The sequence below is a fragment of the Stenotrophomonas tumulicola genome, assembly GCF_014117215.1.
Taxonomy (GTDB): Bacteria; Pseudomonadota; Gammaproteobacteria; order Xanthomonadales; family Xanthomonadaceae; genus Stenotrophomonas; species Stenotrophomonas tumulicola.
This window is the reverse complement of record NZ_JACGXS010000013.1, coordinates 74,500-101,078: the sequence shown is the minus strand read 5'-3', so window position 1 is coordinate 101,078 and position 26,579 is coordinate 74,500. Positions and strand designations below refer to the sequence as shown.

The 26,579-nt window shown below is 67.4% G+C and carries 23 protein-coding genes; 8 read left to right on the top strand and 15 right to left on the bottom strand.

Annotation, left to right across the window (positions count from 1 at the left end; genetic code table 11):
• Positions 1-72: 72 nt before the first annotated feature.
• The 5 genes from H4O11_RS17630 to H4O11_RS17610 form a co-directional block, all read right to left on the bottom strand.
• Positions 73-1,710, bottom strand: a complete 1,638-nt coding sequence (locus H4O11_RS17630; RefSeq protein WP_182341644.1) for an acetolactate synthase large subunit — start codon at positions 1,708-1,710, stop codon at positions 73-75.
• Between the two features lie 63 nt (positions 1,711-1,773).
• Positions 1,774-3,165: an NAD-dependent succinate-semialdehyde dehydrogenase gene (locus H4O11_RS17625; RefSeq protein WP_182341641.1), complete on the bottom strand. Its 1,392-nt coding sequence runs from the start codon at positions 3,163-3,165 to the stop codon at positions 1,774-1,776.
• Between the two features lie 654 nt (positions 3,166-3,819).
• Entirely contained in the window at positions 3,820-4,602 is a 783-nt protein-coding gene (locus tag H4O11_RS17620; protein WP_182341638.1) for a helix-turn-helix transcriptional regulator, read from the bottom strand.
• A gap of 99 nt (positions 4,603-4,701) precedes the next feature.
• A protein-coding gene (gene prfB, locus H4O11_RS17615) for a peptide chain release factor 2 (RefSeq protein WP_182341634.1) occupies positions 4,702-5,827 on the bottom strand; the annotation gives its coding sequence in 2 pieces (ribosomal slippage) (positions 4,702-5,751 and positions 5,753-5,827; 1,125 coding nt in all).
• A gap of 156 nt (positions 5,828-5,983) precedes the next feature.
• Positions 5,984-6,838 carry a LytTR family DNA-binding domain-containing protein gene (locus H4O11_RS17610; protein ID WP_182341631.1) on the bottom strand — a complete coding sequence of 285 codons (855 nt, stop codon included), beginning with the start codon at positions 6,836-6,838 and terminating at the stop codon, positions 5,984-5,986.
• 172 nt (positions 6,839-7,010) lie between these two features.
• On the opposite strand from H4O11_RS17610, the gene H4O11_RS17605 reads away from it, so the two are divergent.
• Both H4O11_RS17605 and H4O11_RS17600 read left to right on the top strand, forming a co-directional pair.
• Positions 7,011-8,231, top strand: a complete 1,221-nt coding sequence (locus H4O11_RS17605; protein ID WP_182341629.1) for an acyltransferase family protein — start codon at positions 7,011-7,013, stop codon at positions 8,229-8,231.
• Between the two features lie 138 nt (positions 8,232-8,369).
• Positions 8,370-9,431: a DUF1176 domain-containing protein gene (locus tag H4O11_RS17600; RefSeq protein WP_182341625.1), complete on the top strand. Its 1,062-nt coding sequence runs from the start codon at positions 8,370-8,372 to the stop codon at positions 9,429-9,431.
• Positions 9,432-9,559: 128 nt separating this feature from the next.
• Here H4O11_RS17600 and recJ read toward each other — a convergent pair whose 3' ends face one another.
• From recJ to dapB, 7 genes are all read right to left on the bottom strand, one after another.
• Positions 9,560-11,323 carry a single-stranded-DNA-specific exonuclease RecJ gene (gene recJ / locus H4O11_RS17595; protein ID WP_182341623.1) on the bottom strand — a complete coding sequence of 588 codons (1,764 nt, stop codon included), beginning with the start codon at positions 11,321-11,323 and terminating at the stop codon, positions 9,560-9,562.
• A 108-nt stretch (positions 11,324-11,431) separates the two neighbouring features.
• Positions 11,432-12,361: a phosphoglycerate mutase gene (locus H4O11_RS17590; RefSeq protein ID WP_182341620.1), complete on the bottom strand. Its 930-nt coding sequence runs from the start codon at positions 12,359-12,361 to the stop codon at positions 11,432-11,434.
• A gap of 3 nt (positions 12,362-12,364) precedes the next feature.
• The gene (gene greA / locus H4O11_RS17585) at positions 12,365-12,829 is read right to left on the bottom strand and encodes a transcription elongation factor GreA (RefSeq protein WP_461020719.1); all 465 of its coding nucleotides are present in this window, start codon (positions 12,827-12,829) and stop codon (positions 12,365-12,367) included.
• Positions 12,830-12,837: 8 nt separating this feature from the next.
• Positions 12,838-16,080 carry a carbamoyl-phosphate synthase large subunit gene (gene carB, locus H4O11_RS17580; protein WP_182341615.1) on the bottom strand — a complete coding sequence of 1,081 codons (3,243 nt, stop codon included), beginning with the start codon at positions 16,078-16,080 and terminating at the stop codon, positions 12,838-12,840.
• Between the two features lie 54 nt (positions 16,081-16,134).
• A complete protein-coding gene (locus H4O11_RS17575) occupies positions 16,135-16,689 on the bottom strand; it encodes a hypothetical protein (protein WP_182341598.1) in 555 nt (184 codons plus the stop codon).
• Positions 16,689-17,816 carry a glutamine-hydrolyzing carbamoyl-phosphate synthase small subunit gene (carA, locus tag H4O11_RS17570; protein WP_182341579.1) on the bottom strand — a complete coding sequence of 376 codons (1,128 nt, stop codon included), beginning with the start codon at positions 17,814-17,816 and terminating at the stop codon, positions 16,689-16,691. The genes H4O11_RS17575 and carA overlap by 1 nt, the downstream gene beginning before the upstream one ends.
• 296 nt (positions 17,817-18,112) lie before the next feature.
• The gene (gene dapB / locus H4O11_RS17565) at positions 18,113-18,835 is read right to left on the bottom strand and encodes a 4-hydroxy-tetrahydrodipicolinate reductase (RefSeq protein ID WP_182341565.1); all 723 of its coding nucleotides are present in this window, start codon (positions 18,833-18,835) and stop codon (positions 18,113-18,115) included.
• 105 nt (positions 18,836-18,940) lie between these two features.
• Here dapB and H4O11_RS17560 point away from each other — a divergent pair, with 105 nt between their 5' ends.
• The 3 genes from H4O11_RS17560 to H4O11_RS17550 all read left to right on the top strand — a co-directional run bounded on the left by H4O11_RS17560 (position 18,941) and on the right by H4O11_RS17550 (position 21,301).
• Entirely contained in the window at positions 18,941-19,702 is a 762-nt protein-coding gene (locus H4O11_RS17560) for a 3-oxoacyl-ACP reductase (protein ID WP_182341562.1), read from the top strand.
• Between the two features lie 126 nt (positions 19,703-19,828).
• Entirely contained in the window at positions 19,829-20,476 is a 648-nt protein-coding gene (locus H4O11_RS17555; protein WP_182341559.1) for a response regulator, read from the top strand.
• A gap of 141 nt (positions 20,477-20,617) precedes the next feature.
• Positions 20,618-21,301 (top strand): M23 family metallopeptidase, encoded by a 684-nt coding sequence (locus H4O11_RS17550; RefSeq protein WP_182341556.1) that lies wholly within the window; start codon positions 20,618-20,620, stop codon positions 21,299-21,301.
• Positions 21,302-21,329: 28 nt separating this feature from the next.
• Here the strand turns inward: H4O11_RS17550 and H4O11_RS17545 are convergent, their stop codons facing one another.
• From H4O11_RS17545 to H4O11_RS17535, 3 genes are read right to left on the bottom strand one after another with little or no spacing between them, the layout of a single operon-like run.
• Positions 21,330-21,581, bottom strand: coding sequence for a DUF6587 family protein (locus H4O11_RS17545; RefSeq protein WP_182341553.1), 252 nt, complete (start codon positions 21,579-21,581; stop codon positions 21,330-21,332).
• On the bottom strand, positions 21,581-23,443 hold the full coding sequence (gene feoB / locus H4O11_RS17540) for a ferrous iron transport protein B (RefSeq protein ID WP_182341550.1): 1,863 nt from the start codon (positions 23,441-23,443) through the stop codon (positions 21,581-21,583). Before feoB ends, H4O11_RS17545 begins: the two co-directional genes overlap by 1 nt.
• A complete protein-coding gene (locus tag H4O11_RS17535; RefSeq protein ID WP_182341547.1) occupies positions 23,440-23,706 on the bottom strand; it encodes a FeoA domain-containing protein in 267 nt (88 codons plus the stop codon). The genes feoB and H4O11_RS17535 overlap by 4 nt, the downstream gene beginning before the upstream one ends.
• 118 nt (positions 23,707-23,824) lie before the next feature.
• Between H4O11_RS17535 and H4O11_RS17530 the strand changes: the two genes are divergently transcribed.
• The 3 genes from H4O11_RS17530 (at position 23,825) to H4O11_RS17520 (ending at position 26,555) form a co-directional block, all read left to right on the top strand.
• Positions 23,825-24,613, top strand: coding sequence for an enoyl-CoA hydratase-related protein (locus H4O11_RS17530; RefSeq protein WP_182341544.1), 789 nt, complete (start codon positions 23,825-23,827; stop codon positions 24,611-24,613).
• A gap of 164 nt (positions 24,614-24,777) precedes the next feature.
• The gene (locus H4O11_RS17525) at positions 24,778-25,671 is read left to right on the top strand and encodes a hydroxymethylglutaryl-CoA lyase (RefSeq protein WP_182341541.1); all 894 of its coding nucleotides are present in this window, start codon (positions 24,778-24,780) and stop codon (positions 25,669-25,671) included.
• A 113-nt stretch (positions 25,672-25,784) separates the two neighbouring features.
• On the top strand, positions 25,785-26,555 hold the full coding sequence (locus tag H4O11_RS17520; protein WP_182341538.1) for an SDR family oxidoreductase: 771 nt from the start codon (positions 25,785-25,787) through the stop codon (positions 26,553-26,555).
• The last annotated feature ends 24 nt before the right edge of the window (positions 26,556-26,579 follow it).

Here is a 26,579-nt window from a genome sequence, read left to right as displayed (position 1 = left end):
CGGGCCATGCCCGGCGATGCTTCGCGGAAATCCGCCGGGCATGGCCCGGCGCGACCCCGTTCCGGCCTGCCCTCAACCGCCCGGGAATGCCTGGCGCAGTTCGTCCACCAGCACCCGCTCGTTTTCCGAATAGTCGATCGGCACCGATACCAGGTGCACGCCGCCCGCGTTGAACGCCGCTTCCAGGGTGGGAATGAACTGTTCGATGGCGCTCACCTCATGGCCCTGGCAGCCATAGGCCTGTGCGTACTTGACGAAATCCGGGTTGCCGAAGGTCATGCCGTAGTCGGCGAAGCCGTCCACCGCCTGCTTCCAGCGGATCATGCCGTAGGCGCCATCGTTGAGGATCAGCACCACCAGGTTCAGGCCGAGCCGACGTGCGGTCTCCAACTCCTGGCTGTTCATCATGAAGCCACCGTCGCCACACACCGCCAGCACCCGCCGCTGCGGATACAGGATCGAGGCCATGATCGCCGATGGCAGGCCCGCCCCCATCGTCGCCAGCGCATTGTCCAGCAGCAGCGTGTTGGCGACCTGGGTGCGATAGTTGCGCGCGAACCAGATCTTGTACATGCCGTTGTCCAGCGCCACGATGCCGTCGGCCGGCATCACCTTGCGCACGTCGTGTACCAGCCGCTGCGGCGTGAAGCCGGCCTCCTCGGCGCGGTCGGCGATGTGGTCCAGGATCGTCGCGCGCAGCGGCAGCAGCGCATCGGCGTTGGTCACCTTGCCTTCGATGCGGTCGGCCAGCAGGGTCAGCGAACGACCGATATCGCCGATCACCTCCACCTGCGGGAAATACACCTGCTCCACCGCCGCCTGCGCGTAACCGATATGGATGACCGTCGGGCCGCCCGGATGCATCACGAACGGCGGCTTCTCGGTCACTTCATGGCCGATGGTCACGATCACGTCGGCCTGGTCGATGGCCATGTGCACGTAATCGCGCTCGCTCAGTGCCGCCGTGCCCATGTACAGGCCCGAGCCCCCGGCCACCGCGCCCTTGCCCATCTGCGTGGTGACGAACGGAATGCCGGCGCGCAGCACGAACGCCGACAGCGCCTCGCTCGACTGCGGCCGCGAGGCCGCCGAGGCGATCACCAGCAGCGGGCGCTTGGCGTCGCTGATGATCTGCGCCGCGCGGTCCAGCGCGCCCGGGCTGGCGATCGGACGGTCGACCGCATGCGGCGGGATCAGCGCGACCCCGTCCACCTCCATCGCGGCGATGTCTTCGGGCAGCTCCAGCAGCACCGGGCCGGGTCGCTCTTCCTGCGCGGTACGGAACGCCTCGCGCACGATGGTCGGGATCGTCCGCGCCGAGACGATCTGCCGCGCGGACTTGGTCAACGGCTTCATCGTGCTGACGATGTCCACGATCTGGAAGCGCGCCTGCTTGCTGGCGACGATGCCCTTCTGCCCGGTGATCATGATCACCGGCCACGCCCCCAGCAGCGCGTAGGCCGCACCGGTGGTGAAATTGAGGGCGCCCGGGCCGAGCGTGGCCAGGCACACGCCGGGCTTGCCGGTCAGGCGGCCGTAGGTGGCGGCCATGAACACCGCCGCCTGCTCATGGCGGGTGATGACCAGCTCGATGCTGGAATGGCGAAGCGACTCGACGACGTCGAGGTTCTCCTCGCCGGGAATGCCGAAAATGCGCTCGACGCCCTCGTTTTCGAGTGCGGCGACGAGCAGGTCTGAACCCTTGGACATGGAATGACGTCCTTCTCGCTGGACTTGATGATGGATCGTTGCAGGTAAGGAGGATGCCCGGCGTCAACGCCGGTCGAACCACACCGTCTGCGCGTTGACGAATTCGCGGATGCCGAAATGGGAGAGCTCGCGGCCGAAGCCACTCTTCTTTACGCCACCGATCGGCACACGCGGGTCGGAGGCGGAGAAGCCGTTGACGAACACGCCGCCGGTCTGCAGCCGGCGCGCCAACTGCATAGCACGGGCGTGGTCGCCGCTCCACAGGTTGCCGCTGAGACCGAATTCGCTCTGGTTGGCCAGTTCCACCGCATGGTCGGCATCGCGGGCACGGCTGATCGACGCCACCGGCCCGAAGGTCTCGGTATCGAAGGCCTGCATGCCCGGCTCGACCCCGGCCAGCACCGTCGGCGCATAGAAACTGCCCGGGCGATCCAGCTGCTTGCCGCCCACCAGCAACTGCGCACCGGCATCCACCGAGGCACGCACCTGGGCATCCAGCTGTTCCAGCAGGTCCTGGCGGGCCATCGGCCCGATGCGGTTGCCCGCCTCGCGGCCGTCGCCGATCGTCAATGCCTGCACCTTGCCGCTGAACAGCGCCACGAAACGCTCGTAGACCGCCTCCTCGACGATGATGCGCTTGCCGGCGATGCAGACCTGCCCGGTGTTCTGGAAACGCGAGGCCACCGCCGCGTCGGCGGCAGCCTCCAGGTCGGCGTCGGCCAGCACGATGAACGGGTCCGAGCCGCCCAGTTCCAGCACCACCTTCTTCAGCGCCTGCCCGGCCTGGGCGGCGATGCTGCGGCCGGCGGCCACGCTGCCGGTCAGGGTCACCGCGGCGATGCGATCGTCGGCGATGGCCGCACTGGTGCCCTCGCGGCTGATGTTGGCGGCGATGAAGGTACCCTCCGGCAGGCCGGCCTCGCGCCAGGCGGCGTCCAGCAGCTTGGCGGTACCCACGATGTTCTCGGCCGGCTTCAGCAGGAAACCGTTGCCGCCCATCAGGATCGGCACGGCGGCGCGCATCACCTGCCAGTACGGGAAATTCCACGGCATGATGCCCAGCACCACGCCCAGCGGCAGGTAGGACACATACGCCTTGTCGTCGGCAACCTGGGTCGGTTCGTCACGCAGCCACTGCGCACCGTTGTCGGCGTACCAGTCGCACAGCACGGCGCACTTCTCGATCTCGGCCAGCGATTCGGCGTGGACCTTGCCCATTTCGGCCGTGGCCAGCGCCGCCAGCGCATCGCGGTCGCGGCGCAGCACGGCGGCCATCGCATGCAGCACGGCAGCGCGCTGTTCCAGCGACTGCGCGCTCCAGGCGGCAAAGCCGGCCTGGCCGCGATCAAGGATCACGTCCAGCTCGGCCCCGGTGATGAACGGATGGCTGGCGATCTGCTGGCCGGTGGCCGGATCACGGGAAATGGCGGGGGGTACGGCGGGGAAAGCGGACATGCAGGTCTCCTGTCGTCTCGACAACGGGCCGGCGACCCGTTTCCTGATCACGAATGTGGACTCGTTGTCGCAGGGTAACAAGGCATCCACTCATCCTGTGACCCGGACTTACCTGCCTGAACAGGTGTTCTGCCGGGCTGCGCCCGGCACCCGCAGAAGCGTTGAAGCAACAGCCGGAGCAACAGCAACAGCAAAAGCTGGGTTCCAGTGGGATGGCGTGGTGGATCCGGTGGCGGGGGACGCCGTGAATCCGTCCATGGAGGCTTGGTCGCCGCATCCATGCGGCTCACACCCCCGCCACCGGACCCACCACGCCTTCGACAATCTCCCGCGATCTGCAGTAGATCCAAGCCATGTGTGAATGACTTTCTCCAATCGATTCGATGATTCCGAATGAAGAAATGAAGAAATGAAGAACAGCCGAGCACGGCTCGGCTCAACAGATCGCAGGAAACTGTCGAAGGCGGGGTACTGTGGGTTTGCGGGGTGTGAGCCGCAGGATGCGGCGACCAAGCCTCCATGGACGGATTCACGGCGTCCCCGCAAACCCACAGTACCCCGCCATCCCCAGGAAGCCCGCGGTTGCTGTTGCTCCGGCTTTTGCTGTTGCTTCAACGCTTCTGCGGGTGCAGGGCGCAGCCCTGCCGATACCCCCTACTTGCGTGGCAGGTAGGTCACCAGCGACAGGTCATGCCGGCTTTCCGGCACCAGCGCCACATATTGCAGGTCAAGCAGGCCACGGGTGGGGTGATTGAGCCGCTTGGCGCCTTCGTCGAAACGGCGTACATCGTGCTCCGGCCACCACTGGCGGAACTCCTCGCTGTGCGCGGCGATATCCTCGGCCAGCGCCAGGAAGGGTGCCTTGTCCGGTGCCTGCGCCATCGCCGCACGGAATCCGGCCAGCAGGCCACGGGCCATCTCTTCCCAGTTCAGGATCAGCGTGCGGTACGGCGCATACAGGAACACCAGCCGCAGCGTGTTGCGTTCATGCGGTGCCAACTGGCTGTAATCGACGAACAGCTCGGCGATGGCCGGGTTCCAGGCCAGGATGTCGAAACGGGTATTGCGCACATAGGCCGGGATCGGCTGGATCGCCTCGACCAGTTGGCACAGGCCGTCGGTGACCGATTCATCCGGAGACTCCAGCGGCACCCCATAACCGGACAGGGCGAACGCATAGGCACGCTCGTCGTCGCTCATCCGCAACACCTGTGCCAGCCGTTCCAGCACTTCGGGCGAGGCGCGCACTTCGCGGCCCTGCTCGATCCACGTGTACCAGCTGACACTTACCCCGATCGCCAGCGCTACTTCCTCGCGCTTCAGGCCGGGGGTGCGACGCCGCCCGGCCGGCAAGCCGAGCGTGGCAGGGTCGACACGGGCGCGGCAGGCCTTGAGGAAGCCGCCCAGTTCCTTGCGTTCACTCTCACTGCGCATCATCGCCCCGCCCTGCAGCTGTCAGCAGCGGTGGGGAACGCCATCGACGTCCCCCATCCGGTGGCCCGGGCAGCAGGCTTGACGGCTGCCACTGGCCTGGCCTCAGGCATCGATACGCTTGGCGCCAGCTTCCAGGCCGGACTTCAGGCTGGCCTCGATGAACTCATCCAGGTCGCCATCGAGCACCTTCTGCGTGTCCGTGCGCTCGATACCGGTGCGCAGGTCCTTGATACGGCTCTGGTCGAGCACGTAATTGCGGATCTGGCTACCCCAGCCGATGTCGGACTTGGTCGCCTCGAGGGCATCGCGCTCGGTATTGCGCTTCTGCACTTCCAGCTCATACAGCTTGGCCGCCAGCATCTTCATCGCGGTGTCGCGGTTCTGGTGCTGGCTGCGGCCGGTCTGGCACGCAACCACCGTATTGGTCGGGATGTGCGTGATGCGCACCGCCGACTCGGTCTTGTTGACGTGCTGGCCACCGGCACCGGAGGACCGGTACACATCGGTGCGCAGGTCCGCGGGGTTGATGTCGATTTCGATGTTGTCGTCCACTTCCGGCGACACGAACACCGAGGTGAAGCTGGTATGGCGGCGGTTGTCCGAATCGAACGGCGACTTGCGCACCAGGCGGTGCACGCCGATCTCGGTCTTCAGCCAGCCATAGGCGAAGTCCCCTTCGACGCGGAACGTGGCCGACTTGATGCCGGCAACGTCGCCACCGGACACTTCCATCAGTTCGGTCTTCCAGCCGCGTGCTTCGCACCAGCGCAGGTACATGCGCAGCATCATTTCCGCCCAATCCTGGGCTTCGGTGCCGCCAGCGCCGGCCTGGATGTCCACGAAGGCGTTGCAGTTGTCCATCTCGCCGGAGAACATGCGCTGGAATTCCAGCTGCTCGACGTGCTTCTGGAACTTGTCCAGGTCGGCAACCACCGCCAGCGCGGTGTCTTCGTCCTGCTCGCCTTCGGCCAGCTCCAGCAGTTCGGTCGATTCCACCAGGCCGTCAAGGATGTTGGCGATGCCACCAACGGTCTTGTCCAGCTGGGAACGCTCGCGGCCGAGGTTCTGCGCGTATTCGGGATTGTTCCAGACGTCCGGGTTTTCCAGCTCCCGGGTTACTTCTTCCAGGCGTTCTTTCTTGACGTCGTAGTCAAAGATACCCCCTGAGCGACACCACCCGATCGGTCAGATCGGCGATGCGCTGGCGGACAGGATTCAGCTCGAGCATGTCGGCGGTTTCGTGTTCGAAAAATGACCTCGAATTATAGCAAAAGCATCGACCAACGCGGCCCGGGCCCCTAGCGGCACCGCCCCCGGTGTGTCGGGCGACCCTTCCCCGGTAGTGACGGGCCATGCCCGTCACCCACCACCCGTCACCCACCCGTCACCCACCCAGCGCCTGCCGCAACACCGGCAACTGCCGCCGGCTGCACGGCACCCTGCCCCCGTCGGCCATGTGCAACAGGGCCTCCCCGCCTTCCAGCGGTTCGATCGAACGCAGGCAGGTCCGGTTGACCAACCAGCTGCGGTGGCTGCGCAGGAATACGTCCGGATCCAATCGCTGCTCCAGCGCGGCCATGGTGATGCGCAGCGGATAGTCATGCCCGCGCACCCTCAGGTTGACGTAATTGCTGGCGGCCTGGGCGTACTCGATGTCGGCCGTTGCCACCAGGAACTCCTTGCCCAGCTTGCGCACCAGGAAGTGCGCCGGGCGCTGCACCGCCTCCTCTGGCGGGCTGTCGTCGGGGACGGCCAGCAGGTGCGCCTCGCCCTGGCGTCGGCGCCCGAACCAGCTGAAGAAATGCTCGATCGCCACGAAGATGAAGAACGCACGCACGTCCTTTAGGTATTCATAGAGCAGGCGCGACGCCCAATGCGTGTCGTCGACATAGTGGTAGCCCAGTGCGGCATAGGCGGCGTGCCGAAGCGCCAGCATTCCGGTCACGTGGACCAGTGACCAGCCGACACTGGCCAGCAGGTACAACGGCAGGCGCCGCTTCCAGGTATCGGCATGCAGCGGCCAGCGTTGGCAGCCCCACCACAGCACGGGCAGGGTCAGCAGGATCAGGCAGACGCTGCTCAGTTCCCAGATCAACGGCTCCCACAACTCCAGGCCATCGCCGCGACGCTGCGCGTCCATGATCTCGACGAAGGCGTTGGCCACCGCGGTAACCAGCAGGATCGACGTCCAGACCAGCAAGCGCGTGGTGGGACGCCAGCGAGCGCGCGCAAGGGTCATCGTGTCGTCCATGCAGGGGGCCGAAGCGTGCATCAAGGTCGCATGGTAGCGGCCGCACCCCGTCCCCGGGCAACCGCCATTGGTCACTTTTTCCCGGGGTTCCGGCCCTCGGCCAGGCCCATCCCGGCGTGCCGCATGCACGCTGCAGGCCTGTTCCCGCACAGCCAGCGCCATGAACCGACGCCACGACATCGACGCACTCCGCGTATTCGCCTTCGCCCTGCTGATCCTCTACCACACGGCCATGGCCTACGTGGACGACTGGGGCTTCCACCTCAAGAGCAGCTACACCAGTGAATGGTTGCAATGGCCGATGCTGTTCGTGAACCGCTGGCGGATGGCGCTGCTGTTCCTGCTATCCGGTATCGCCATCGCCCTGATGGGGCCTGGACAGCAGATCGGGCGCTTCGTGGCAAAGCGAAGCTGGCGCCTGCTGCTGCCGCTGCTGTTCGGCATGTTCGTGGTCGTGCCTGTCCAACCCTACTGTGAGGCCGTCGCCAGTGGCCATGCCGCGCCTGGGTTCTGGGCCTTCCTGCTGCGCTATTGGCAGGTCAGTCCGTGGCCGCAGGACAGCTTTACCGGTTGGCAGTTCGGCATTACATGGAACCACCTGTGGTACCTCGCCTATCTCTGGGTCTATACCGTCCTGTTGGCGCTGCTGATGCCGTTGCTGGGCAGCGCGACGGTGCGGAGTGCCATGCAACGCTTCGCCTGCGCGCCGGCACTGGTGCTGGTCGGCGTGCCCAGCGTGGTGCTGTTCATCTGGGTAGCCTGGCTGGACCCTCGGTATCCTTCCACCGGCGCGTTGTTCGACGATTGGTACCAGCACGCCAAGTATGGCTCGGTATTCCTGGCGGGCTACCTGCTCGCCCGCCAGGCGTCCTTCTGGGATCGCGTGGTCGCGCTGCGCTGGACCACCCTGTGGATGGCCCTGGTTGCGATCAGCTGGTACTTCGGCATCCGCGTGCTCGGGCGGATGCTGGCGGAAGATTCCGCCCTGCGGCAGTGGCCGGACGCATTCTGGACCGCACAGGTGATGGCAAGCCAGTCGCTGTACCTGTGGGCGATGCTGTTGACGCTGCTGGGCTGGGCCAAGACCTGGCTGGACCGTCCATTCCGCTGGCTGCCGTACTGCACCGAGGCGATCTTCCCTTGGTACATGCTGCACCAGAGCCTGATCATCGTGTTGTTGTTCTGGCTGAAGCCACTGCAGTTGGGGCCTTGGTGGGAGCCTCTGCTGGTGCTGGCCGGGACGGTCGCCGGCTGCCTGCTGCTGCACGAACTGCTGATCCGTCGCATCCCGGTGCTGCGCCCCCTGTTCGGCATGCCGGCGCGCGGGCGTTCTTCGCGGACATCGCCCATTGCCATCGCCCAGGAAGGCGCGCGCGGGTAGTGACGGGCCATGTCCGTCACCGGCAGAAGCAAGCGGGTCATGGACCCGCTCTACCAGTCAACGCCAGCGAACGACAGCGCTTGGTCCGCGCGCTGCCATGCGCGACCATGGTCCACCCATTCGCTACAAGGATGTTCCATGCGCCTGCTTTCCCTCCTGCCGCTGTTGTTGTTGGCGCCACTGCCTGCATTGCAGGCTGCCCCCGCCACGGTCACCGGTGTGGCCTTCACCCACAACGACTGGACCCTGGCCTGCGACAACACCCGCACCTGTCGTGCGGCCGGTTACCAGCCCGACGACGACAGCGACAGCCTGCCGGTGTCGGTGCTGCTGACCCGCCACGGCGGCCCGGATCAACCGGTCAGCGCGGAGCTGATGCTGGGCCAATATGATGAAATCGTCCTGCCTGCGCGGTTGAGCCTGCAGATCGATGGCGCCGACCAGGGCCCATTGGACTACGACGCCGAGGCCGGCACCGCCACCTTGCACGCACCGCAGGTGGCGGCACTGCTCGCTTCGCTGGCAGGCACCCGCCGCATCGTACTGGCCGGCGACGACCAGCGGCAATGGACGCTGTCCGGCAGCGGTGCATCGGCCGTGCTGCTGAAGATGGATGAGTTCCAGGGCCGCCTGGGTACGCCCGGCGCGTTGATGCGCAAGGGCAAGCGCGCCGAAGCCTCGGTGCCGCCGGCGTTGCCGGTGCCGGTGGTGGTGCCTGGAAAGATCGTTGCCACCCGCCCAGCGGATGAAGCCCTGGCCGGCTCGGCCGCACTGCGTGCCGCATTGACCGCTGCCACCTCGGTCGACGACTGCCAGGCGCTCGGCCCGGGAGAAGGCCTGATGGCCGACGAGGGCCCGCAGGAAATCACCGTGAAGCGCCTGAGCGCGGACAAGCTGCTGGTCTCGATGCCCTGTTGGCGTGGCGCCTACAACGAGGGCAGTGGCTATTGGGTGGTCAACGACCGCGCGCCCTACCAGCCGGAGCTGGTCACCACCCTTGGCAATGAAGACGATGTGCGCACCATCAGTGCTTCCCACAAAGGGCGTGGACTGGGTGACTGCTGGTCCATGCACAGCTGGAGCTGGGATGGCAGCCGGTTCGTGCCGACCTCCACCTCCACGTCCGGCATGTGCCGGCTGGTCGCCGCAGGCGGTGCCTGGACCCTGCCAACGCTGGTGACCAAGGAACAGCACCGGTAATGACGGGCCATGCCCGTCACCGCCAGAAGCAGCGGGTCATGGACCCGCTCTACCGGGGGCTACAGCACCGTTTCGGTGGTGACGGGCCATGCCCGTCACCGCCAGAAGCAGCGGGTCATGGACCCGCTCTACCGGGCCAGGTGCGTGCAATGCTCCACGATCAACTGGATGGCGGTGCCGCCGCGGTAGTCGTCGCAGGCCAGGCGGTACGCGAGGTGCACGTTGCGCGACGGCGCATTGCCGGTCCAGCCACCGAAATGGATCGCGTTGAGCACCCCGGCGGTTCCAGGACGCCGCAGTTCCAGCTTCAGGTGGCGCTCTTTCAGCACGCGCCAGTTGGTCACTTCGAAATGCCCATCGAACAGCGGCTCCGGGAAACCCTGCCCCCACGGGCCCGCCAGGCGCAGCGCATCGGCATGGTGGTGGTCCAGTTCGTCCGCGCCCAGTTCCCCGTCGCTGAGTACCTGCTGCTGCAGCATCGCCGGATCCAGCAACTGCTGCACGGCGGCGACGAAAGCCGCCTCGAACCGCTGCAGCTGGTCGCCATGCAGGCTGAGGCCGGCGGCCATCGCATGGCCACCAAAACGCTCGATCAGGCCCGGCTGCTGCGCATCGACCAATGCCAGCGCATCACGGATGTGCAGGCCCGGGATCGAGCGCGCCGAGCCGCGCAGTGCATCGCCGCCCGGTTCCGACGGCGCGAAGGCCACCACCGGCCGATGCAGCCGGTCCTTCATCTTCGAAGCCACCAACCCGACCACGCCGGGATGCCAGTCCGCGTCGAACAGCACCGCCGCGACGGGGCGCTGGCCATCCTCGTCGAGCACCACTTTCGAAATCGCCGTCTCGGCATCATCGGTCATGGCCTGCTGCACGGCACGGCGTTCGGCATTGATCTGCTCCAGCGTCTGCGCGATGCCGCGCGCTTCGTGCGGGTTCTCGCTCAGCAGCAACGCGATGCCCAGCGCCATGTCTTCCAGCCGGCCGGCCGCATTCAAGCGTGGCCCCAGGGCGAAACCGATATCGGTGGACGTAAGCCGCGCCGCATCACGGCCGCTGGCCTCGATCAGTGCCTTCAGGCCGACGCAGCCCTGCCCCGCACGCAGCCGCCGCAGGCCGGCACTGACCAATGCACGGTTGTTGGCGTCCAGCGCCACCAGGTCGGCGACCGTCCCCACCGCGACCAGGTCGAGCAGCGTCGCCAGGTCCGGGCCCTTGCCATCGGCAAAGACACCCTCGTCGCGAAGATGCCGGCGCAGCGCCAGCAGCACGTAGAAAATCACGCCGACGCCGGCCAGCGACTTGCTGGGAAACGCGTCGCCCTCCAGGTTCGGATCGACGATGACATCGGCCGGCGGCAGCGCCGGACCTGGCAGGTGGTGGTCGGTGACCAGCACCTGCCAGCCCTTGGCCTTGGCCGCCGCCACGCCCGCATGGCAGGCAATGCCATGGTCGACGGTGACCAGCAGGTCCGGCTGCAGCATCGCCAGTTCTTCCACCAGCGCAGGCGAAAGGCCGTAGCCGTGCACCATGCGATTGGGTACCGCATGGGCGACGTTGCGTGCGCCAAGCATGCGCAGGCCACGCACGCCGACCGCGCACGCGGTGGCGCCGTCACAATCGAAATCACCGACGACCACGATGCGCTTGTCATCGGCGATCGCCGCCGCCAGCAGGTGCACGGCCGCGTCGATGCCGCCGAGCAGCTCCGGTGCATGCAGGCTGCCAAGCCGGGGCACGGCAAGTTCGGGGGTGGGTGCGCCACGGCTGGCATACAGGCGCGCGAGCAATGGCAGCGTGCCATCAGGCCAGGGCGCGACCTCTACGCTGGCGCGGCGGCGGATGGTGGGTGTATCGGATGGGGGGTGCGCAGCTTCGGCGGCAAGGGGCATCGGCAGCGCCGGTGGAAATGACCCAGGCATGATAGCGCGAGCCGGATACGGCAGCGCCCGGCGAGCGCAGCGGCGCGGCAAGCAACAGCCGCCGGGCATGGCCGGGCGCTACGGTTCGTGCAGCTGTCGCGGCTTCTTCCAGAACTTCCAGCGCTGCGCCCGCTCGAAGCGGAACTGCACGCCGTCCTCGAAATCCAGCACCAGTTCCTGCAGTTCGCCGCGCCGCAATGCGGCCAGCAACGGCTGGATCGCGTCGCTGCCCAGCAGTTGCAATGAACGCAGCTGGCGCAGGTCCACCAAGGCATCCACGGACTGTTCGCCGTCCAGCTGCACGCCCGCCGCCTGCGCCAACCCGCGCAGCAGCGCGTCGCGGCTGCGTACCTGGGCATGTGCCGTCTGCACCTTCGCAGGCAACCTGCCCGGGCCCCAGAACCACAATGAATTGATCGGCGCACTGCCCTGCGCCATGCGTTGCTGGTTCCACGGATGGGCATGCAGCACCACCTGGGCTTCGGTCAGCAACGCCCGCCATGGACGGCCTTCGGCGCCTGCAGGCAGGTGGGCGAACAGGTCATCGCCAAGCACTTCGTCCGGGCTGGCGAAAACAGGAAGCGCCATGTCCTCGGGCAGGCGCAGGTACCAGCGCGATGGTTCCGGGGCATCCAGCTGCAGGCCATGTTCGTCGAACACCGGCTGCAATGCGGGCAGCAACGCGGCGGCGTCCCGTGCATCCGGCCGCAGGGTGTCGCCGTGCCCCATCATGCGTGCGCCCTGCATGTCGGGCACCATATGGGCAGGATCGGCACGCAGCCAACGCTGTCCCAGTGCATCGCCCACGTCGAGCTGGCGGGTAAGCGCCGCCACCGGCAACGGCGAACCAACCTCGCCGTCAACGGTGAAATGACGTTGCAACTGTGCGTTCTCGCCGGCCTGGTGCACGCTGTGCACGGCCTGGCCGAACGCGCGGGCGACATCGGCCGGCAACGCTGCTGCAGCAAACCGGTTGCGTGTGGGCAGCAGCAGCGTTGCGCTGGCCATCGATCAGCCTGCGTAGCTGACGCTGACGATTTCGTACTCGCGCTGGCCGGCTGGCGCGTCGATGGTGATGCTGTCGCCTTCCAGCTTGCCGATCATCGCGCGCGCGACCGGCGACGAAATCGCGATCAGCCCCAGCTTGATGTCTGCTTCCAGGTCGCCAACGATCTGGTACTTCTTCTCTTCGTCGGTTTCCACGTCGGCCAGGATCACGCTGGCGCCGAACACCACCTTGGAACCCGCATTGAGCTTGCTCACGTCGATGATCTCGGCGTGCGACAGCTCGCCTTCCAGCTGCTTGATGCGGCCTTCGATGAAACCCTGCTCCTCGCGCGCGGCATGGTACTCGGCGTTTTCCTTCAGGTCGCCGTGCTCGCGCGCTTCGGCAATCGCGGCGATGACCTTCGGACGCTTGACCGACTTCAGCTGGTCCAGCTCTTCGCGCAGGCGCTGCGCGCCTTTCAGGGTGATCGGTGCTCTCATGCGTTCAGTTCCTTGTGCAGTTCCTGCAGCGACCAGACCGGGCCGGTACCGCGGAATTCCAGCGAATGCACCAGCGCCTTGGCGCCGGCAATGGTGGTCGAATAGGTCACGCGATGCTGCAGTGCCTCCCGACGGATCGAGAACGAATCGTTGATCGCCGCACGGCCCTCGGTCGTGTTGACGATGTAGACGATCTCGCCGTTCTTGATGGAGTCGACGATGTGCGGACGGCCCTCGACGACCTTGTTGACGACCTCGCAGTCCATGCCGTGCTGCTGCAGCCATGCGGCGGTACCGCGCGTGGCGACCAGGCTGTAACCACGCTCCAGCAGCGCCTTGGCCACCGGCAGCACGCGCTGCTTGTCCGGATCGCGCACCGACACGAATGCCTTGCCGACCGGCGGCGCCTTGATGCCACCGGCTTCCTGCGCACGCGCAAAGGCGGCGCTGAAGCTGCGGCCCACGCCCATCACCTCGCCGGTGGAACGCATCTCCGGCCCGAGGATCGGATCGACGCCCTGGAACTTGGCGAACGGGAAGATCGCTTCCTTGACCGAATAGTAATCCGGCACGATTTCCCGGGTGGCACCCTGCTCGGCCAGCGTGCTGCCGGCCATGCAGCGCGCGGCGATCTTGGCCAGCGGCATGCCGGTGGCCTTGGACACGAACGGCACCGTGCGCGACGCACGCGGGTTCACTTCCAGCAGGTAGACGATGTCCTGGCCATCTTCACCGGTCTGGATGGCGAACTGGGTATTCATCAGGCCGACGACACTCAATGCCTTGGCCAGCTCGACCACCTGGCGACGCAGCTCGGCCTGGGTCTGCGCCGACAGCGAGTACGGCGGCAGCGAGCAGGACGAATCGCCCGAATGCACGCCGGCCTCCTCGATGTGCTCCATCACGCCACCGATCAGCACGTTGCCCTGCGCGTCGGCGATGATGTCCACGTCCACTTCGACGGCGTTGTCCAGGAAGCGATCCAGCAGCACCGGCGAATCATTGGACACCTTCACCGCGTCGCGCACGTAGCGGGCCAGGTCGGACTCGCCGTACACGATTTCCATCGCGCGGCCGCCCAGCACGTAGCTCGGGCGCACCACCAGCGGATAGCCGATCTCGCGCGCCAGCAGCAGCGCTTCCTGGTCGTTGCGGGCGATGCGGTTCGGCGGCTGCTTCAGGCCCAGGTTGTCCACCAGTTGCTGGAAGCGCTCGCGGTCTTCGGCAAGGTCGATCGAATCCGGGCTGGTGCCGATCACCGGCACGCCATTGGCTTCAAGCGCACGCGCCAGCTTCAGCGGGGTCTGGCCGCCGTACTGCACGATCACGCCCTTGGGCTTCTCCAGCTCCACGATCTCCAGCACGTCTTCCAGCGTCAGCGGCTCGAAGTACAGGCGGTCGGAGGTGTCGTAGTCGGTGGATACGGTTTCCGGGTTGCAGTTGACCATGATGGTTTCATAACCATCCTCGCGCAGCGCCAGTGCAGCGTGCACGCAGCAGTAATCGAACTCGATGCCCTGGCCGATGCGGTTCGGGCCGCCACCCAGGATCATGATCTTGTCGCGGTTGCTCGGCGCTGCTTCGCATTCGTCCTCATAGGTCGAATACAGGTAGGCGGTGCCGGTGGCGAACTCGCCCGCACAGGAATCCACGCGCTTGTACACCGGGCGCACGTTGTGGGCGCGGCGCAGTGCACGCACGGCGGCCTCGTTGGTGTCGGTCAGCTGCGCCAGGCGCGCATCGGAGAAACCGGCGCGCTTGAGGCGGCGCAGGCGCGCGGCGTCCAGTGCATCGATGCCGGCGGCAGTGACCTCGGCCTCGGCCGCGATGATCTCTTCGATCTGGTCCAGGAACCACGGATCGATGAACGACAGCGCATGGATGTCCTCCACCCCCATGCCGGCACGGAATGCATCGGCGACATAGAACAGCCGCTCCGGGCCCGGGGCCTTGAGCTCGCGGCGCAGCGTCTGCAGGTCGTCCTCGTTGGCCAGGTCCAGCCCGGTCGGATCAAAGCCGACCTTGCCGGTCTCCAGGCCACGCAGCGCCTTCTGCATCGATTCCTGGAAGGTGCGGCCCATCGCCATCACCTCGCCCACCGACTTCATCTGGGTGGTCAGGCGCGAATCGGCGGCCGGGAACTTCTCGAAGGCGAAGCGGGGGATCTTGGTGACCACGTAATCGATCGACGGCTCGAACGAGGCCGGGGTCAGGCCGCCGGTGATCTCGTTCTTGAGTTCGTCCAGGGTGTAGCCGACGGCCAGCTTGGCCGCGACCTTGGCGATCGGGAAACCGGTCGCCTTGGACGCCAGCGCCGAAGAACGCGACACGCGCGGGTTCATTTCGATCACCACCACGCGGCCGGTCTGCGGGTTGATGCCGAACTGCACGTTCGAGCCACCGGTATCCACGCCGATCTTGCGCAGCACGGCGATGGAGGCATCGCGCAGGCGCTGGTATTCCTTGTCGGTCAGGGTCTGCGCCGGCGCCACGGTGATCGAGTCACCGGTGTGCACGCCCATCGGGTCCAGGTTTTCAATGGAGCACACGATGATGCAGTTGTCGGCGGTGTCACGCACCACCTCCATCTCGAATTCCTTCCAGCCCAGCACCGATTCCTCCACCAGCACCTCGGTGGTCGGCGACAGTTCCAGGCCACGGGTGACGATGTCGACCAGCTCTTCGCGGTTGTAGGCGATGCCGCCACCGCTGCCGCCCAGGGTGAAGCTGGGGCGGATGATGGTCGGGTAACCGACGCGGGTCTGGATCTCGATCGCTTCTTCCAGCGTATGCGCGACCGCCGCGGACGGGCACTCCAGGCCGATCTCGCCCATCGCCACGCGGAACAGCTCGCGGTCTTCGGCCATGCGGATGGCTTCGCGCTTGGCGCCGATCAGCTCGACGTTGTACTTCTCCAGCACGCCGTTGTCGGCCAGGTCCAGCGCGCAGTTCAGCGCGGTCTGGCCGCCCATGGTCGGCAGCAGCGCATCGGGCTTTTCCTTGGCGATGATCTTCTCGACCGTCTGCCAGTTGATCGGCTCGATGTAGACCGCATCGGCCATCTCCGGGTCGGTCATGATGGTGGCCGGGTTGCTGTTGACCAGCACCACGCGGTAACCCTCGTCGCGCAATGCCTTGCAGGCCTGCGCGCCAGAGTAGTCGAACTCACAGGCCTGGCCGATGACGATCGGGCCAGCACCGATGATGAGGATGGTTTTCAGGTCAGTGCGCTTTGCCATTTTCTTCTCTAGGTCGGTACAGCGTGACAAGGGGGAGTGATCGCACGCTGACGATCAGGAAATCTGTCCGGGGTCGAAGTCGATGTGGCATTCGCGCTGCAGCGCGCCGGCCATCCGTTCGCCCAGGTCTTCCGGCATCGCGCCATCGGCGCTGATGCCTGCGATGAAACGCTGGAACGCGGGCGTCCCCATGAAGCGGCCGATCTCCAGCTTGCTGGCTTCGCCCACCTGCGGAGCCTCGGTCGCGATGCCAGCCTGCTTCTGCGCGCTGGCCTGGAAGGTGCGTCCCATGTCGACGCCGGCGGGCGTGGCCATGAACTGCTTCCACTCGCCCATCAGCCCGGCGCCTTCATCGCCCATGCTGCCGGCGATCTGCTGCTGGAAATGCTGGTCCAGCAGCTGCCCGACCTGGCTGGCGGCACAGTCGCGACCCGCCGCATCCAGCGCCTGCAGGCCCGGTGCCACGCTGACCAGCAGCGCCGCACTGTCCTTGCCCAGCCGGTCCATGCCCAGCTGCTGCATGACCACCGCGATCTCCGACGGACTGGCCGGCTGCGCCGAAGCGACGCCGGCCAGCAGCAGCCCAGCCAGCAGTGCGGGGATGCGCATCAGGCGTTGGCCCCGGCCATCAGGGTCACGAAACGATCGAACAGCGGGCCGACATCGGTCGGACCCGGCGAGGCTTCCGGATGGCCCTGGAACGAGAACGCCGGCACGTCGATGCGCGCGATGCCCTGGTTGGTGCCATCGAACAACGAACGGTGGGTGACCCGCAGGGTGGCCGGCAGGGTCGCCTCATCCACCGCGAAACCATGGTTCTGCGAGGTGATCATCACCCGGCCGCTGTCCAGGTCCTGCACCGGATGGTTGGCGCCATGGTGGCCGTGGCCCATCTTGACCGTCTTCGCGCCGGAGGCCAGCGCCAGCAGCTGGTGGCCCAGGCAGATGCCGAAGGTCGGCACCTTCGCATCCAGGAAGCTCTTGATCGCCTCGATCGCGTAATCGCACGGTTCCGGGTCGCCCGGGCCATTGGACAGGAACACGCCGTCGGGCTTCAGTGCCAGCACCTCGGCCGCCGGGGTCTGCGCCGGCACCACGGTCACCGCACAGCCGCGCTCGGCCAGCATGCGCAGGATGTTGGTCTTCACGCCGAAATCGTAGGCCACCACCTTGTACTGCGACGGCACGCTGACGAACGCGTTGGCGTCCAGATCCAGCTGGCCCTCGTTCCAGCTGTAGGTCTTTTCAGTGGACACGACCTTGGCCAGGTCCATGCCCTTCAGGCCCGGGAACTTGCGCGCCGCTTCCAGCGCCTTCTCCACGTCGATGTCCCCTGCCATCAGCGCGCCGTTCTGCGCACCGCTCTCGCGCAGGATGCGCGTCAACTTGCGGGTATCGATGCCGGAAATGGCCACCACGCCACGCTGCAGCAGCCAGTCCTGCAGCGAGACTTGGCTGCGCCAGCTGCTGGGCCGGCGCGGCACGTCGCGCACGATCAGGCCGGCCGACCACACCTTGGACGCTTCGTTGTCCTGGTCGGTCATGCCGGTATTGCCGATGTGCGGGTAGGTCAGCGTGACCATCTGCCGGGCGTAGGACGGATCGGTCAGCACTTCCTGATAGCCGGTCATGGCGGTGTTGAACACCACCTCGCCGACGGACAGGCCGGGCGCGCCTACGGATTCGCCCTCGAATACGGTGCCGTCTTCGAGGACGAGGATTGCGGCTTGGGTCACGGAAATCTCACTTTGGCTACCGAGGGGTACCGAAGGTCACGCCTGCGCGCACGGTAAAAACCGGTTGCAAAAAAGCGCGGACGTACGGTTCAGGACCGGTCCGGCTGTCGTGTTTCGGCGAGTGCGAATTGTAGACGCATGCGGGGGCCGGCGCCAGCACCACGTTGCAGGACGTAACGCGGCGCCCGGCTGCATGCCCCGTGGTAGCGCCGACCCATGGTCGGCGAGCGCAGCGGGCCGTTTATTGCCGCCTCCGCCGAACATGGTTCGGCGCTACCCGCCCCCCGCCCACCCATTCAGCCGGCCAGCAGGTCCCGCACCCGGTAACTCCCCGCTGCCCGGCCGGCCAGCTGCCCGGCCGCGAACAGCGCGCCGCGGGCGAAGATGTCGCGGTTGCTGGCCCGGTGCACCAGCTCGATGCGCTCACCCAGCCCGGTGAACTGCACCAGGTGTTCGCCGACGATATCGCCGGCCCGCAGGCTGGCGTAGTGCGGCTGCGCCCCGCCCCGCCCGGCCGCCGCGCCCAGCGTCAGCGCCGTACCCGACGGTGCATCCAGCTTGCGCGTATGGTGCGATTCGACGATGTCGCAGTCCCAGCCGGCAAGGGCCTGCGCGGCACGCTCGACCAGTTCGTCCAGCACCGCCACGCCCAGGCTGAAATTGGACGCCCACACCAGCGGGATCTTCGCAGCGGCAGCGTCCAGCGTGGCGCGCTGCGCCTGGCTGATGCCGGTGGTGCCCGATACCAGGCCCGCCCCGCGCTCCACGCACAAGGACAGGATCGGATCAAAGCCTTCCGGCAGGCTGAAATCGATCGCCACGTCGAAGGCCGGCGCGCCGGACAGTTCGCTGGCAGCGAAATGCGGGACACCGTCCACCACCCGTTGTGCAGGCGAACGGCCGGTAAAGGCCGCGACCACCTGCAAGGTGTCGGTGTTTTCGGCAGCCAGCCGCAGCAGGGCCTGGCCCATGCGCCCGGAGGCACCGTGGATGAGCAATCGCAGGGGAGTCTGGTTCATGCAGGAAGGCTAGCTGCTGCCCGCGCGTTTGCACAGGGGGCCGCCCTGCCGGCCGCCGGGTTGCTACGCTGGTGCGTCCCTTGCCACGCTGGATGCGGTGTCCCGATGCAGATTTCCGAACAACTGGTGCTGGTCACCGGCGCCGCCCGCGGCCTGGGCCAGCACATTGCCCGCGCATTCGCCGCACAGGGCGCGCGGGTCATCATCAATTACCACCGCAGCGCCGACGCGGCCCATGCACTGGTGCAGGAGCTGGGCCCACGCACCCTGGCGGCGCAGGCCGATGTCACCGACAGGCACCAGGTCGATACCGCGCTGGCCCTTGCCCAGGCGCATTTCGGCCAACCGGTCAGCACGGTGGTGAACAATGCCCTGGCCAGCTTTTCGTTCAACGGCGACGCACGCGACAAAGCCGACCGCATCGGCTGGGCCAGCTTCCAGGCCCAGTTCGACGGCAGCGTACGCGGTGCGCTCAACACCGTGCAGGCGGCGCTTCCAGGCATGCAGGCGCAGCGCTTCGGACGGGTCATCAACATCGGCACCAACCTGTTCCAGAATCCGGTGGTGCCCTACCACGACTACACCGCCGCCAAGGCCGCGCTGCTCTCGCTGACCCGCACCCTGGCTGGCGATCTCGGCCCCGATGGCATCACCGTCAACATGCTGTCCGGCGGCCTGCTGCGCAGCACCGATGCCAGCGCCGCCACGCCAGAAGCGGTGTTCGACTACATCGCCGCCAATACGCCGCTGCGCAGCGTGACCACGCCGGCCGAATTCGCCGATGCCGTGCTGTTCTTCGCCTCGCCCTGGTCGCGCGCCGTCAGCGGACAGAACCTGGTGGTGGATGGCGGACTGGTAAGGGACTGATACGTCCTGCCCGTCCCGCGCTGCGGCCATGTCGAACCAACGCGGCTGCACATCCTGTTCACGGCCAGCGCCGACACTGAAGCAGCGCAGGCCTGCTGCGCGCAGAGGACCTGCCAGCCACTTCCCATGCGCATCGTCATCGCCGACGACCATCCCACCATCCTGGCCGGAATCGAAGCACTGCTCGGTCCGGCCCCGCGCCTGCAGGTGGTAGGCCGGGCCAGCAGCGTGGACGAACTGCTGGCGCTGCTGTCCACCACGCCCTGTGAAGCGGTGGTCACCGACTTTGCGATGCCCGGTGGCCGCAATGCCGATGGCCTGGCGCTGCTGTCGCAGTTGTGCCGCCACCCTGCCCGGCTGCAGGTGGTGCTGCATACCATGCTGGAACTGCCGACCACCCTGGCCCAGGCCCGCCGGTTGGGGGTGCGGCACATGGTCGGCAAAGCCGATGCCAGCGGACACCTGGCCGCCGCGCTGCAGGCAGCCGGCATCGGCGCGGAGTACTACTCACCGGCCATGCAGGCCTTGCTGGAGCGCGCCAGCGGATCGGGCAGCAACGTTGCCAGGCCGCTCACCCCCGGCGAACAGGAGGTGGTCCGGCTGTTCGTGTCGGGCATGACGGTCAATGCAATCGCCACGCAACTGCATCGCAGCAAACAGACGGTGAGCGCGCGGAAGATGAACGCCATGCGCAAGCTGGGCCTCACCCACGATGCCGAACTGGTCAAGGCCTGGTTGGACCTGCCCGCGGACACTCCGGGTGCCGCCAGCTGAAGGGTTCGGCCATATCCGCCGCGTCCTGTCGTACTGGTCCAGCCGGGCTGCAGACCCGTCCTGAAAACGGCCGGAAACGACCGGCGCCGCCCCTTTCGCCACTAGCCTGCGCAGCAACCCGATGCCCTGCAGGTCCAGACGATGCTGCTTCGCCCCGCCCATGCCCCGCGCCTGCTGCGCGCCATTGCCATGACCCTGCTGCTGGCGGCAGCGGGATTGCCGGCGCCGCCGTCAGCGGCGCGCGCCGATGGCCTGCCGGGCCACGCGTCCCTGCAAGCCGTCGGCCCGGTGCTGCCCGAGGCCATTCCCATGGCCTGGATGCACCCGATCGAGGTGACCGCGCCGGACGGCGAGGCACGCCGTTTCGCCGAACCGCTGTCCCGCTACCGGATCAGCAGCCCGTTCGGCCGCCGCACCCATCCCATCCGCGGGCGACGCCACCTGCACAGCGGCGTGGACCTGGCCGCACCGCGCGGCACGTCCGTACTGGCCATCGCAGCCGGCACGGTGGTGGACATCCAGCAACGCCAGACCGGTTATGGCTGCTACGTGGTAGTGGACCATGGCGATGGATATCGCAGCTGGTACGCCCATCTGCAGGCATTCGCGCCTGGCCTGCGGATCGGCAGCCGCCTGCTGCGCCACCAGCCCATCGGCCAGGTGGGCAGCTCGGGCGCAGCCACCGGGCCACACCTGCACCTTGAAATCCGCCACGACGAAGTGCCGCAGGAACCCTTGGCACTGCTGCATCCGGCACCACCGGAAGCACCGGCCACCATCATCGGCATCGCGCCGGCCTGGCGCGCCAATGCGGCACCGCCCTGACCGGCACCTGCCGGCAACCTGCGCCCTGCTATCGCTTCGGCGCCGTCGGCCCGCAGCTGTCGCAGCCACCACAGGCACCGCCGCTGCCGCCGGCTGGCGGTGCGATACGCCGGCCCATCGCCTGCAGCCAGCCTGCGCGGCCCGGCCGCAGCAGGCGCAGCGCAACCACGCCACGTGCCTTGCGCACCGTGCCGGGGAACTGCTTCTTCAGCACCACCCACGCGCTGGCCAGCACCGCCAGCGCCACCACCAGGTACTGCAGCAGCAGGCCGGCATCCATCAGCCGCCTCCCAGCGCCACGGTCACCTGGTAGGTGATCATTGCCGCGATGTAGGCCGCCGCGAACAGGTAGATCGTCGCAAAACCCATCTGCTTCCACGAGTTGGTCTCGCGCTTGATGGTGGCCAGGGTGGAGATGCACATCGGCGCGTAGATGAACCACACCAGCAGCGACAGGCCGGTGGCCAGCGACCAGCCGTCGCTGACGATCGGCGTCAACGCCGAGATCGCCGCATCGTCGTCAGGCGCCGACAACGCATAGATCGTCGCCAGCGACGACACCGCCACTTCGCGCGCGCCCATGCCCGGAATCAACGCGATGCAGATCTGCCAGTTGAAGCCCAGCGGCGCGAAGATCGCGGTCATCGCGTGGCCAAGCTGGCCGGCGTAGCTGTAGTCGATGGCCGGCATCGTGGCGTTTTCCGGTGCGCCCGGGAACGAGAGCAGGAACCACAACAGGATGGTCAGCGACAGGATGATGCCGCCCACGCGCTTGAGGAAGATCATGCCGCGCTCGTACAGGCCCACGGCCAGGTCGCGCGGATGCGGGATGCGGTAGGACGGCAGTTCCAGCATCAGCGGGTGCTCGCTCTTGTCGCGGCGCCACCGCTTCATCACCCACGACATCACCAGCGCGCTGAGGATGCCGGCGACATACAGCCCGAACAGCACCAGTCCCTGCTGGTTGAAGATGCCGACCTTCTCGTCGGGAATGAAGGCGCCGATCAGCAGCGCATACACCGGCAGGCGCGCCGAGCAGGTCATCAGCGGCGCCACCAGGATGGTGGCCAGGCGGTCGCGCGGGTCCTGGATGCTGCGGGTGGCCATGATGCCCGGCACCGCGCACGCGAAGCTGGACAACAGCGGGATGAACGAACGCCCGGACAGGCCGGCCGATGCCATCATCCGGTCCAGCAGGAACGCCGCACGCGGCAGGTAGCCGGATTCTTCCAGCGCCAGGATGAAGGCGAACAGGATCAGGATCTGCGGCAGGAACACCACCACGCCCCCCAGCCCGGCGATGATGCCATCGGTGATCAGGCTGGCCAGCGGGCCTTCCGGCAATATCGCGCCGGCCTGCTCGCCCAGCCAGCCGAACAGCGCTTCGATGCCGTCCATCATCGGCGTGGCCCAGGCGAACACCGCCTGGAAGATCAGGAACATCACCACCACCAGCGTCGCCAACCCGAACACCGGATGCAGCAGCCAGCGGTCCAGCGTGTCATCGACCTTCGCCGTGCGGGTGGGCATGCGCACGGAGGCGTCCAGGATGCCGCGCACGCGCACGTGGTAATCCCGCTCTTCGCTTTCCTTCGCCTCCACCGGCGCATCCAAGTGCGGCACCATCGCGTCCAGGCGCTCCACCAGTGCCTGCGCGCCATGCTTGCGCACGGCCACGGTTTCCACCACCGGCACGCCCAGCGCGCGCTCCAGCGCCGGCACGTCGATTTCGATGCCACGTCGCTGCGCGGCATCCACCATGTTCAGCGCCACCACCATCGGCTTGCCCAGCTCGCGCAGCTCCAGCGCGAAGCGCAGGTGCAGGCGCAGGTTGGTGGCATCGATCACGCACAGCAGCACGTCCGGTGCGGCTTCACCCGGATAGAAGCCACGGCACAGGTCGCGGGTGATCGCTTCGTCCAGGCTGGCCGGCTGCAGGCTGTAGGCGCCCGGCAGGTCCAGGATGGCGAACTCGCGGCCGGATGGCGCGCGCAGGCGCCCTTCCTTGCGCTCCACGGTCACGCCGGTGTAATTGGCCACCTTCTGCCGGCTGCCGGTCAACTGGTTGAACAGCGCGGTCTTGCCGCTGTTCGGGTTGCCCACCAGCGCCACGCGCAGCGGCATGTTCACGGCGGTGCTCATGCGGCCGCCCCCGGCACGCGGCCATCGGCCAGCGCACTGACCTGCACGCGTGCCGCCTCGCTGTGGCGCAGCGCAAAGCGGGTGAACCCGACCTGCACCAGCAGCGGCTCGCCACCGATCGGGCCGCGCGCCACCAGGCGCACGTCCTCACCCTTGACGAAGCCCAGCTCCCTCAGGCGGCGTGCGATGGCGTCGTTGGGGTGCGTGTCATGGACGGCTTCGACCACGGCGTTGGCTTGCAAAGGAAGATCGGACAGCGTCACTCGCGCACTTCTCAGTGAGTAAGAATGGTTATCAATTCTAACATCGCCGCGTCGCGTCATGGCCCATGACCGATGGCCCGCTATGATCCATACAGGTACCGAACGACTCCCCACGCATATGACCGAATCCCTGCTGATCGAGCGCTCCGGCGTGATCCTGACCCTGCGCCTGAACCGCCCGACGCTGCACAACGCCTTCGATGCCGCGCTGATCGCCGCGCTGACCGTGGCGCTGGACGAGGCCGGCCGCGACCCGGCCCTGCGCGCGGTGGTGCTGGCCGGCGCCGGCGCGTCCTTCTCGGCGGGCGCGGACCTGCAATGGATGCGTGGCATGGCCGCTGCCAGCGAAGCGGACAACCGCACCGATGCGCTGGCCCTGGCGCGCCTGATGCGGACCCTGGATGAACTGCCCAAGCCGACCATCGCCCGCGTCCACGGCGCGGCATTCGGCGGCGGCGTCGGGCTGGTGGCCTGCTGCGATATCGCCCTCGCCGCCGATTCGGCGCGTTTCGGCCTGACCGAAAGCCGGCTGGGCCTGCTGCCAGCGGTGATCTCACCCTACGTCGTGGAAGCCATCGGCGCGCGCCAGGCACGCCGCTGGTTCGCCACCGGCGAGCATTTCGACGCGGCCACCGCGCTGCGGATCGGCCTGCTGCACGACGTGGTGGCCGATGACCAGCTGGATGCAGCGGTGGCACGGCAGCTGGACCTGCTGGGCAAGGCCGGCCCGATAGCGGCGGCCAGCGCCCGCGACCTGGTCCGCCAGGCAGCCCGCAGCAGCGACCGCGATGCCCTGGACGCAGCCAACGCCGATCTGATCGCGCGCCTGCGGGTCTCGGCCGAAGGCCAGGAAGGCCTCGGCGCGTTCCTGGCCAAGCGCCCGCCCGCATGGGCCCGCGGCGACTGACCCCTCTCCGCACCGCCAGGCGCCTCGCCCCCGGGATACCTGGCAGGCGGCGCAGGGTTCCTCGTGGCCGCCATCATCGCGGCCCTCTCCACGACCAGGATGCTCCATGACCACCCCTGTTTCCCTTTCCCTGCCCTGCCACTTCGCCACCAGGAGGCGCAGCGATGACTGATTTCGTCCGGATCGTCGAAGTAGGCCCGCGCGACGGCCTGCAGAATGAAAAACAGGCCGTCAGCACCGCCGACAAGATCAGCCTGGTCGACCGCCTGTCGGCCACCGGCCTGCGCAGCATCGAGGCCACCAGCTTCGTCAGCCCGCGCTGGGTGCCGCAGCTTGCCGACGCCGCCGAGGTGTTCGCTGGCATCACCCGCCGCAGCGGCGTGTCCTACCCGGTGCTGGTGCCCAACGAACAGGGCTATGAACGTGCCCTCGCCGCCGGCGTGGAAGAAGTGGCGGTGTTCACCGCCGCCTCGGAAACCTTCAACCGCACCAACACCAACGCCGGCATCGACGAATCACTGGCCCGCTTCGAGCCGATCCTGCGCCGCGCCGGCGCCGATGGCATCCGCGTACGCGGCTATGTCTCCACCGTGCTCGGCTGCCCCTACCAGGGCGAGGTGCCAGTGGCCGACGTGGTGCGCGTCGCACGTGCGCTGCACGCCATGGGCTGCTACGAAATATCGCTCGGCGACACCATCGGCGTCGGCACGCCGCGCAAGGCGCGGCAGATGCTGGAAGCGGTGGCCGGCGAGGTGCCGATGGAGGCGCTGGCGGTACATTTCCACGACACCTACGGCCAGGCCATCGCCAATATCGCCGCCTGCCTGGAGGCCGGCGTGCGCGTGGTCGACAGCGCCGTGTCGGGTGCCGGCGGGTGCCCCTATGCGAAGGGTGCCAGCGGCAACGTGGCCAGCGAGGACGTGGTCTACCTGCTGCGTGGCCTGGGCCTGGAATCCGGCGTCGACCTGGAGCAGTTGGCCGGCATCGGCCGCTGGCTGGCTGCATTGCTCGGCCGGCCCACCGGCAGCCGCACCGGCAAGGCGCTGGAAAACGCATGAGCCGGTGCCGTTCGCGCGATGCCGTCGCCGCCCTGTCCGCCAACGCAGCGCACAACGGCGTTGCGCCGCCCATCCGCTAGAATCGCCGGTTCTTGAACCTGCAGGAACGTGCAATGCAGCTGTCTTCCGTGCGAGCCGTCATCACCGGCGGTGTATCCGGCCTGGGCCTGGCCGTGGCCGAACACCTGGTCAAACAGGGCGGCAAGGTCGCCCTGTTCGATCTCAACGATGACAAGGGCGCCGCCGCCGTGCCGGCACTGGGTGCCGGCAACGCCCGCTATTTCCGCGTCGATGTCAGCGACGAAACCGCGGTGGCCGACGCCATCGACCAGGCACACGGCTTCCTCGGCGGGCTCAACGTGGCGGTGAACTGCGCCGGCATCCTCGGTGCCGGCCGCGTGCTCGGCAAGGACGGCCCGATGCCGCTGGCCGGGTTCCAGGGCACGGTGATGGTCAACCTGGTCGGCAGCTTTAACGTGGCCAAGGCCGCTGCCAGCCGCATGCAGCACAATGACGTCGCCGACGACGGCGAGCGCGGGGTGATCATCAACACCGCCAGCATCGCCGCCTATGAAGGCCAGATCGGCCAGGCGGCCTATGCCGCCTCCAAGGGGGGCGTGGTGTCGATGACGCTGCCGATGGCCCGCGAACTCGCGCGCTTCGGCATCCGCGTCAACACCATCGCCCCGGGCATATTCTGGACCCCGATGGTCGATGGCATGCCGGCTGCGGTGCAGGAATCACTGGCTGCCTCGATCCCGTTCCCGTCGCGGCTAGGCAAACCGGAAGACTTCGCCAGCCTGGTCGCTTACATTCTGGGCAACACCTACCTCAACGGCGAGACCATCCGCCTGGATGGAGCCACCCGGCTCGCTCCGAAGTGATTCCCCCGGGCGCCGGGACGGCGC

What these genes read in the sequence shown, in the direction of transcription:
- H4O11_RS17630 (WP_182341644.1), bottom strand. Translation starts at nt 1,710, where the DNA reads ATGTCCAAGGGTTCAGACCTGCTCGTCGCCGCACTCGAAAACGAGGGC.
- H4O11_RS17625 (WP_182341641.1), bottom strand. Translation starts at nt 3,165, where the DNA reads ATGTCCGCTTTCCCCGCCGTACCCCCCGCCATTTCCCGTGATCCGGCC.
- H4O11_RS17620 (WP_182341638.1), bottom strand. Translation starts at nt 4,602, where the DNA reads ATGATGCGCAGTGAGAGTGAACGCAAGGAACTGGGCGGCTTCCTCAAG.
- H4O11_RS17610 (WP_182341631.1), bottom strand. Translation starts at nt 6,838, where the DNA reads ATGACCCTTGCGCGCGCTCGCTGGCGTCCCACCACGCGCTTGCTGGTC.
- H4O11_RS17605 (WP_182341629.1), top strand. Translation starts at nt 7,011, where the DNA reads ATGAACCGACGCCACGACATCGACGCACTCCGCGTATTCGCCTTCGCC.
- H4O11_RS17600 (WP_182341625.1), top strand. Translation starts at nt 8,370, where the DNA reads ATGCGCCTGCTTTCCCTCCTGCCGCTGTTGTTGTTGGCGCCACTGCCT.
- recJ (WP_182341623.1), bottom strand. Translation starts at nt 11,323, where the DNA reads ATGCCCCTTGCCGCCGAAGCTGCGCACCCCCCATCCGATACACCCACC.
- H4O11_RS17590 (WP_182341620.1), bottom strand. Translation starts at nt 12,361, where the DNA reads ATGGCCAGCGCAACGCTGCTGCTGCCCACACGCAACCGGTTTGCTGCA.
- carB (WP_182341615.1), bottom strand. Translation starts at nt 16,080, where the DNA reads ATGGCAAAGCGCACTGACCTGAAAACCATCCTCATCATCGGTGCTGGC.
- H4O11_RS17575 (WP_182341598.1), bottom strand. Translation starts at nt 16,689, where the DNA reads ATGCGCATCCCCGCACTGCTGGCTGGGCTGCTGCTGGCCGGCGTCGCT.
- dapB (WP_182341565.1), bottom strand. Translation starts at nt 18,835, where the DNA reads ATGAACCAGACTCCCCTGCGATTGCTCATCCACGGTGCCTCCGGGCGC.
- H4O11_RS17560 (WP_182341562.1), top strand. Translation starts at nt 18,941, where the DNA reads ATGCAGATTTCCGAACAACTGGTGCTGGTCACCGGCGCCGCCCGCGGC.
- H4O11_RS17555 (WP_182341559.1), top strand. Translation starts at nt 19,829, where the DNA reads ATGCGCATCGTCATCGCCGACGACCATCCCACCATCCTGGCCGGAATC.
- H4O11_RS17550 (WP_182341556.1), top strand. Translation starts at nt 20,618, where the DNA reads ATGCTGCTTCGCCCCGCCCATGCCCCGCGCCTGCTGCGCGCCATTGCC.
- H4O11_RS17545 (WP_182341553.1), bottom strand. Translation starts at nt 21,581, where the DNA reads ATGGATGCCGGCCTGCTGCTGCAGTACCTGGTGGTGGCGCTGGCGGTG.
- feoB (WP_182341550.1), bottom strand. Translation starts at nt 23,443, where the DNA reads ATGAGCACCGCCGTGAACATGCCGCTGCGCGTGGCGCTGGTGGGCAAC.
- H4O11_RS17530 (WP_182341544.1), top strand. Translation starts at nt 23,825, where the DNA reads ATGACCGAATCCCTGCTGATCGAGCGCTCCGGCGTGATCCTGACCCTG.
- H4O11_RS17525 (WP_182341541.1), top strand. Translation starts at nt 24,778, where the DNA reads ATGACTGATTTCGTCCGGATCGTCGAAGTAGGCCCGCGCGACGGCCTG.
- H4O11_RS17520 (WP_182341538.1), top strand. Translation starts at nt 25,785, where the DNA reads ATGCAGCTGTCTTCCGTGCGAGCCGTCATCACCGGCGGTGTATCCGGC.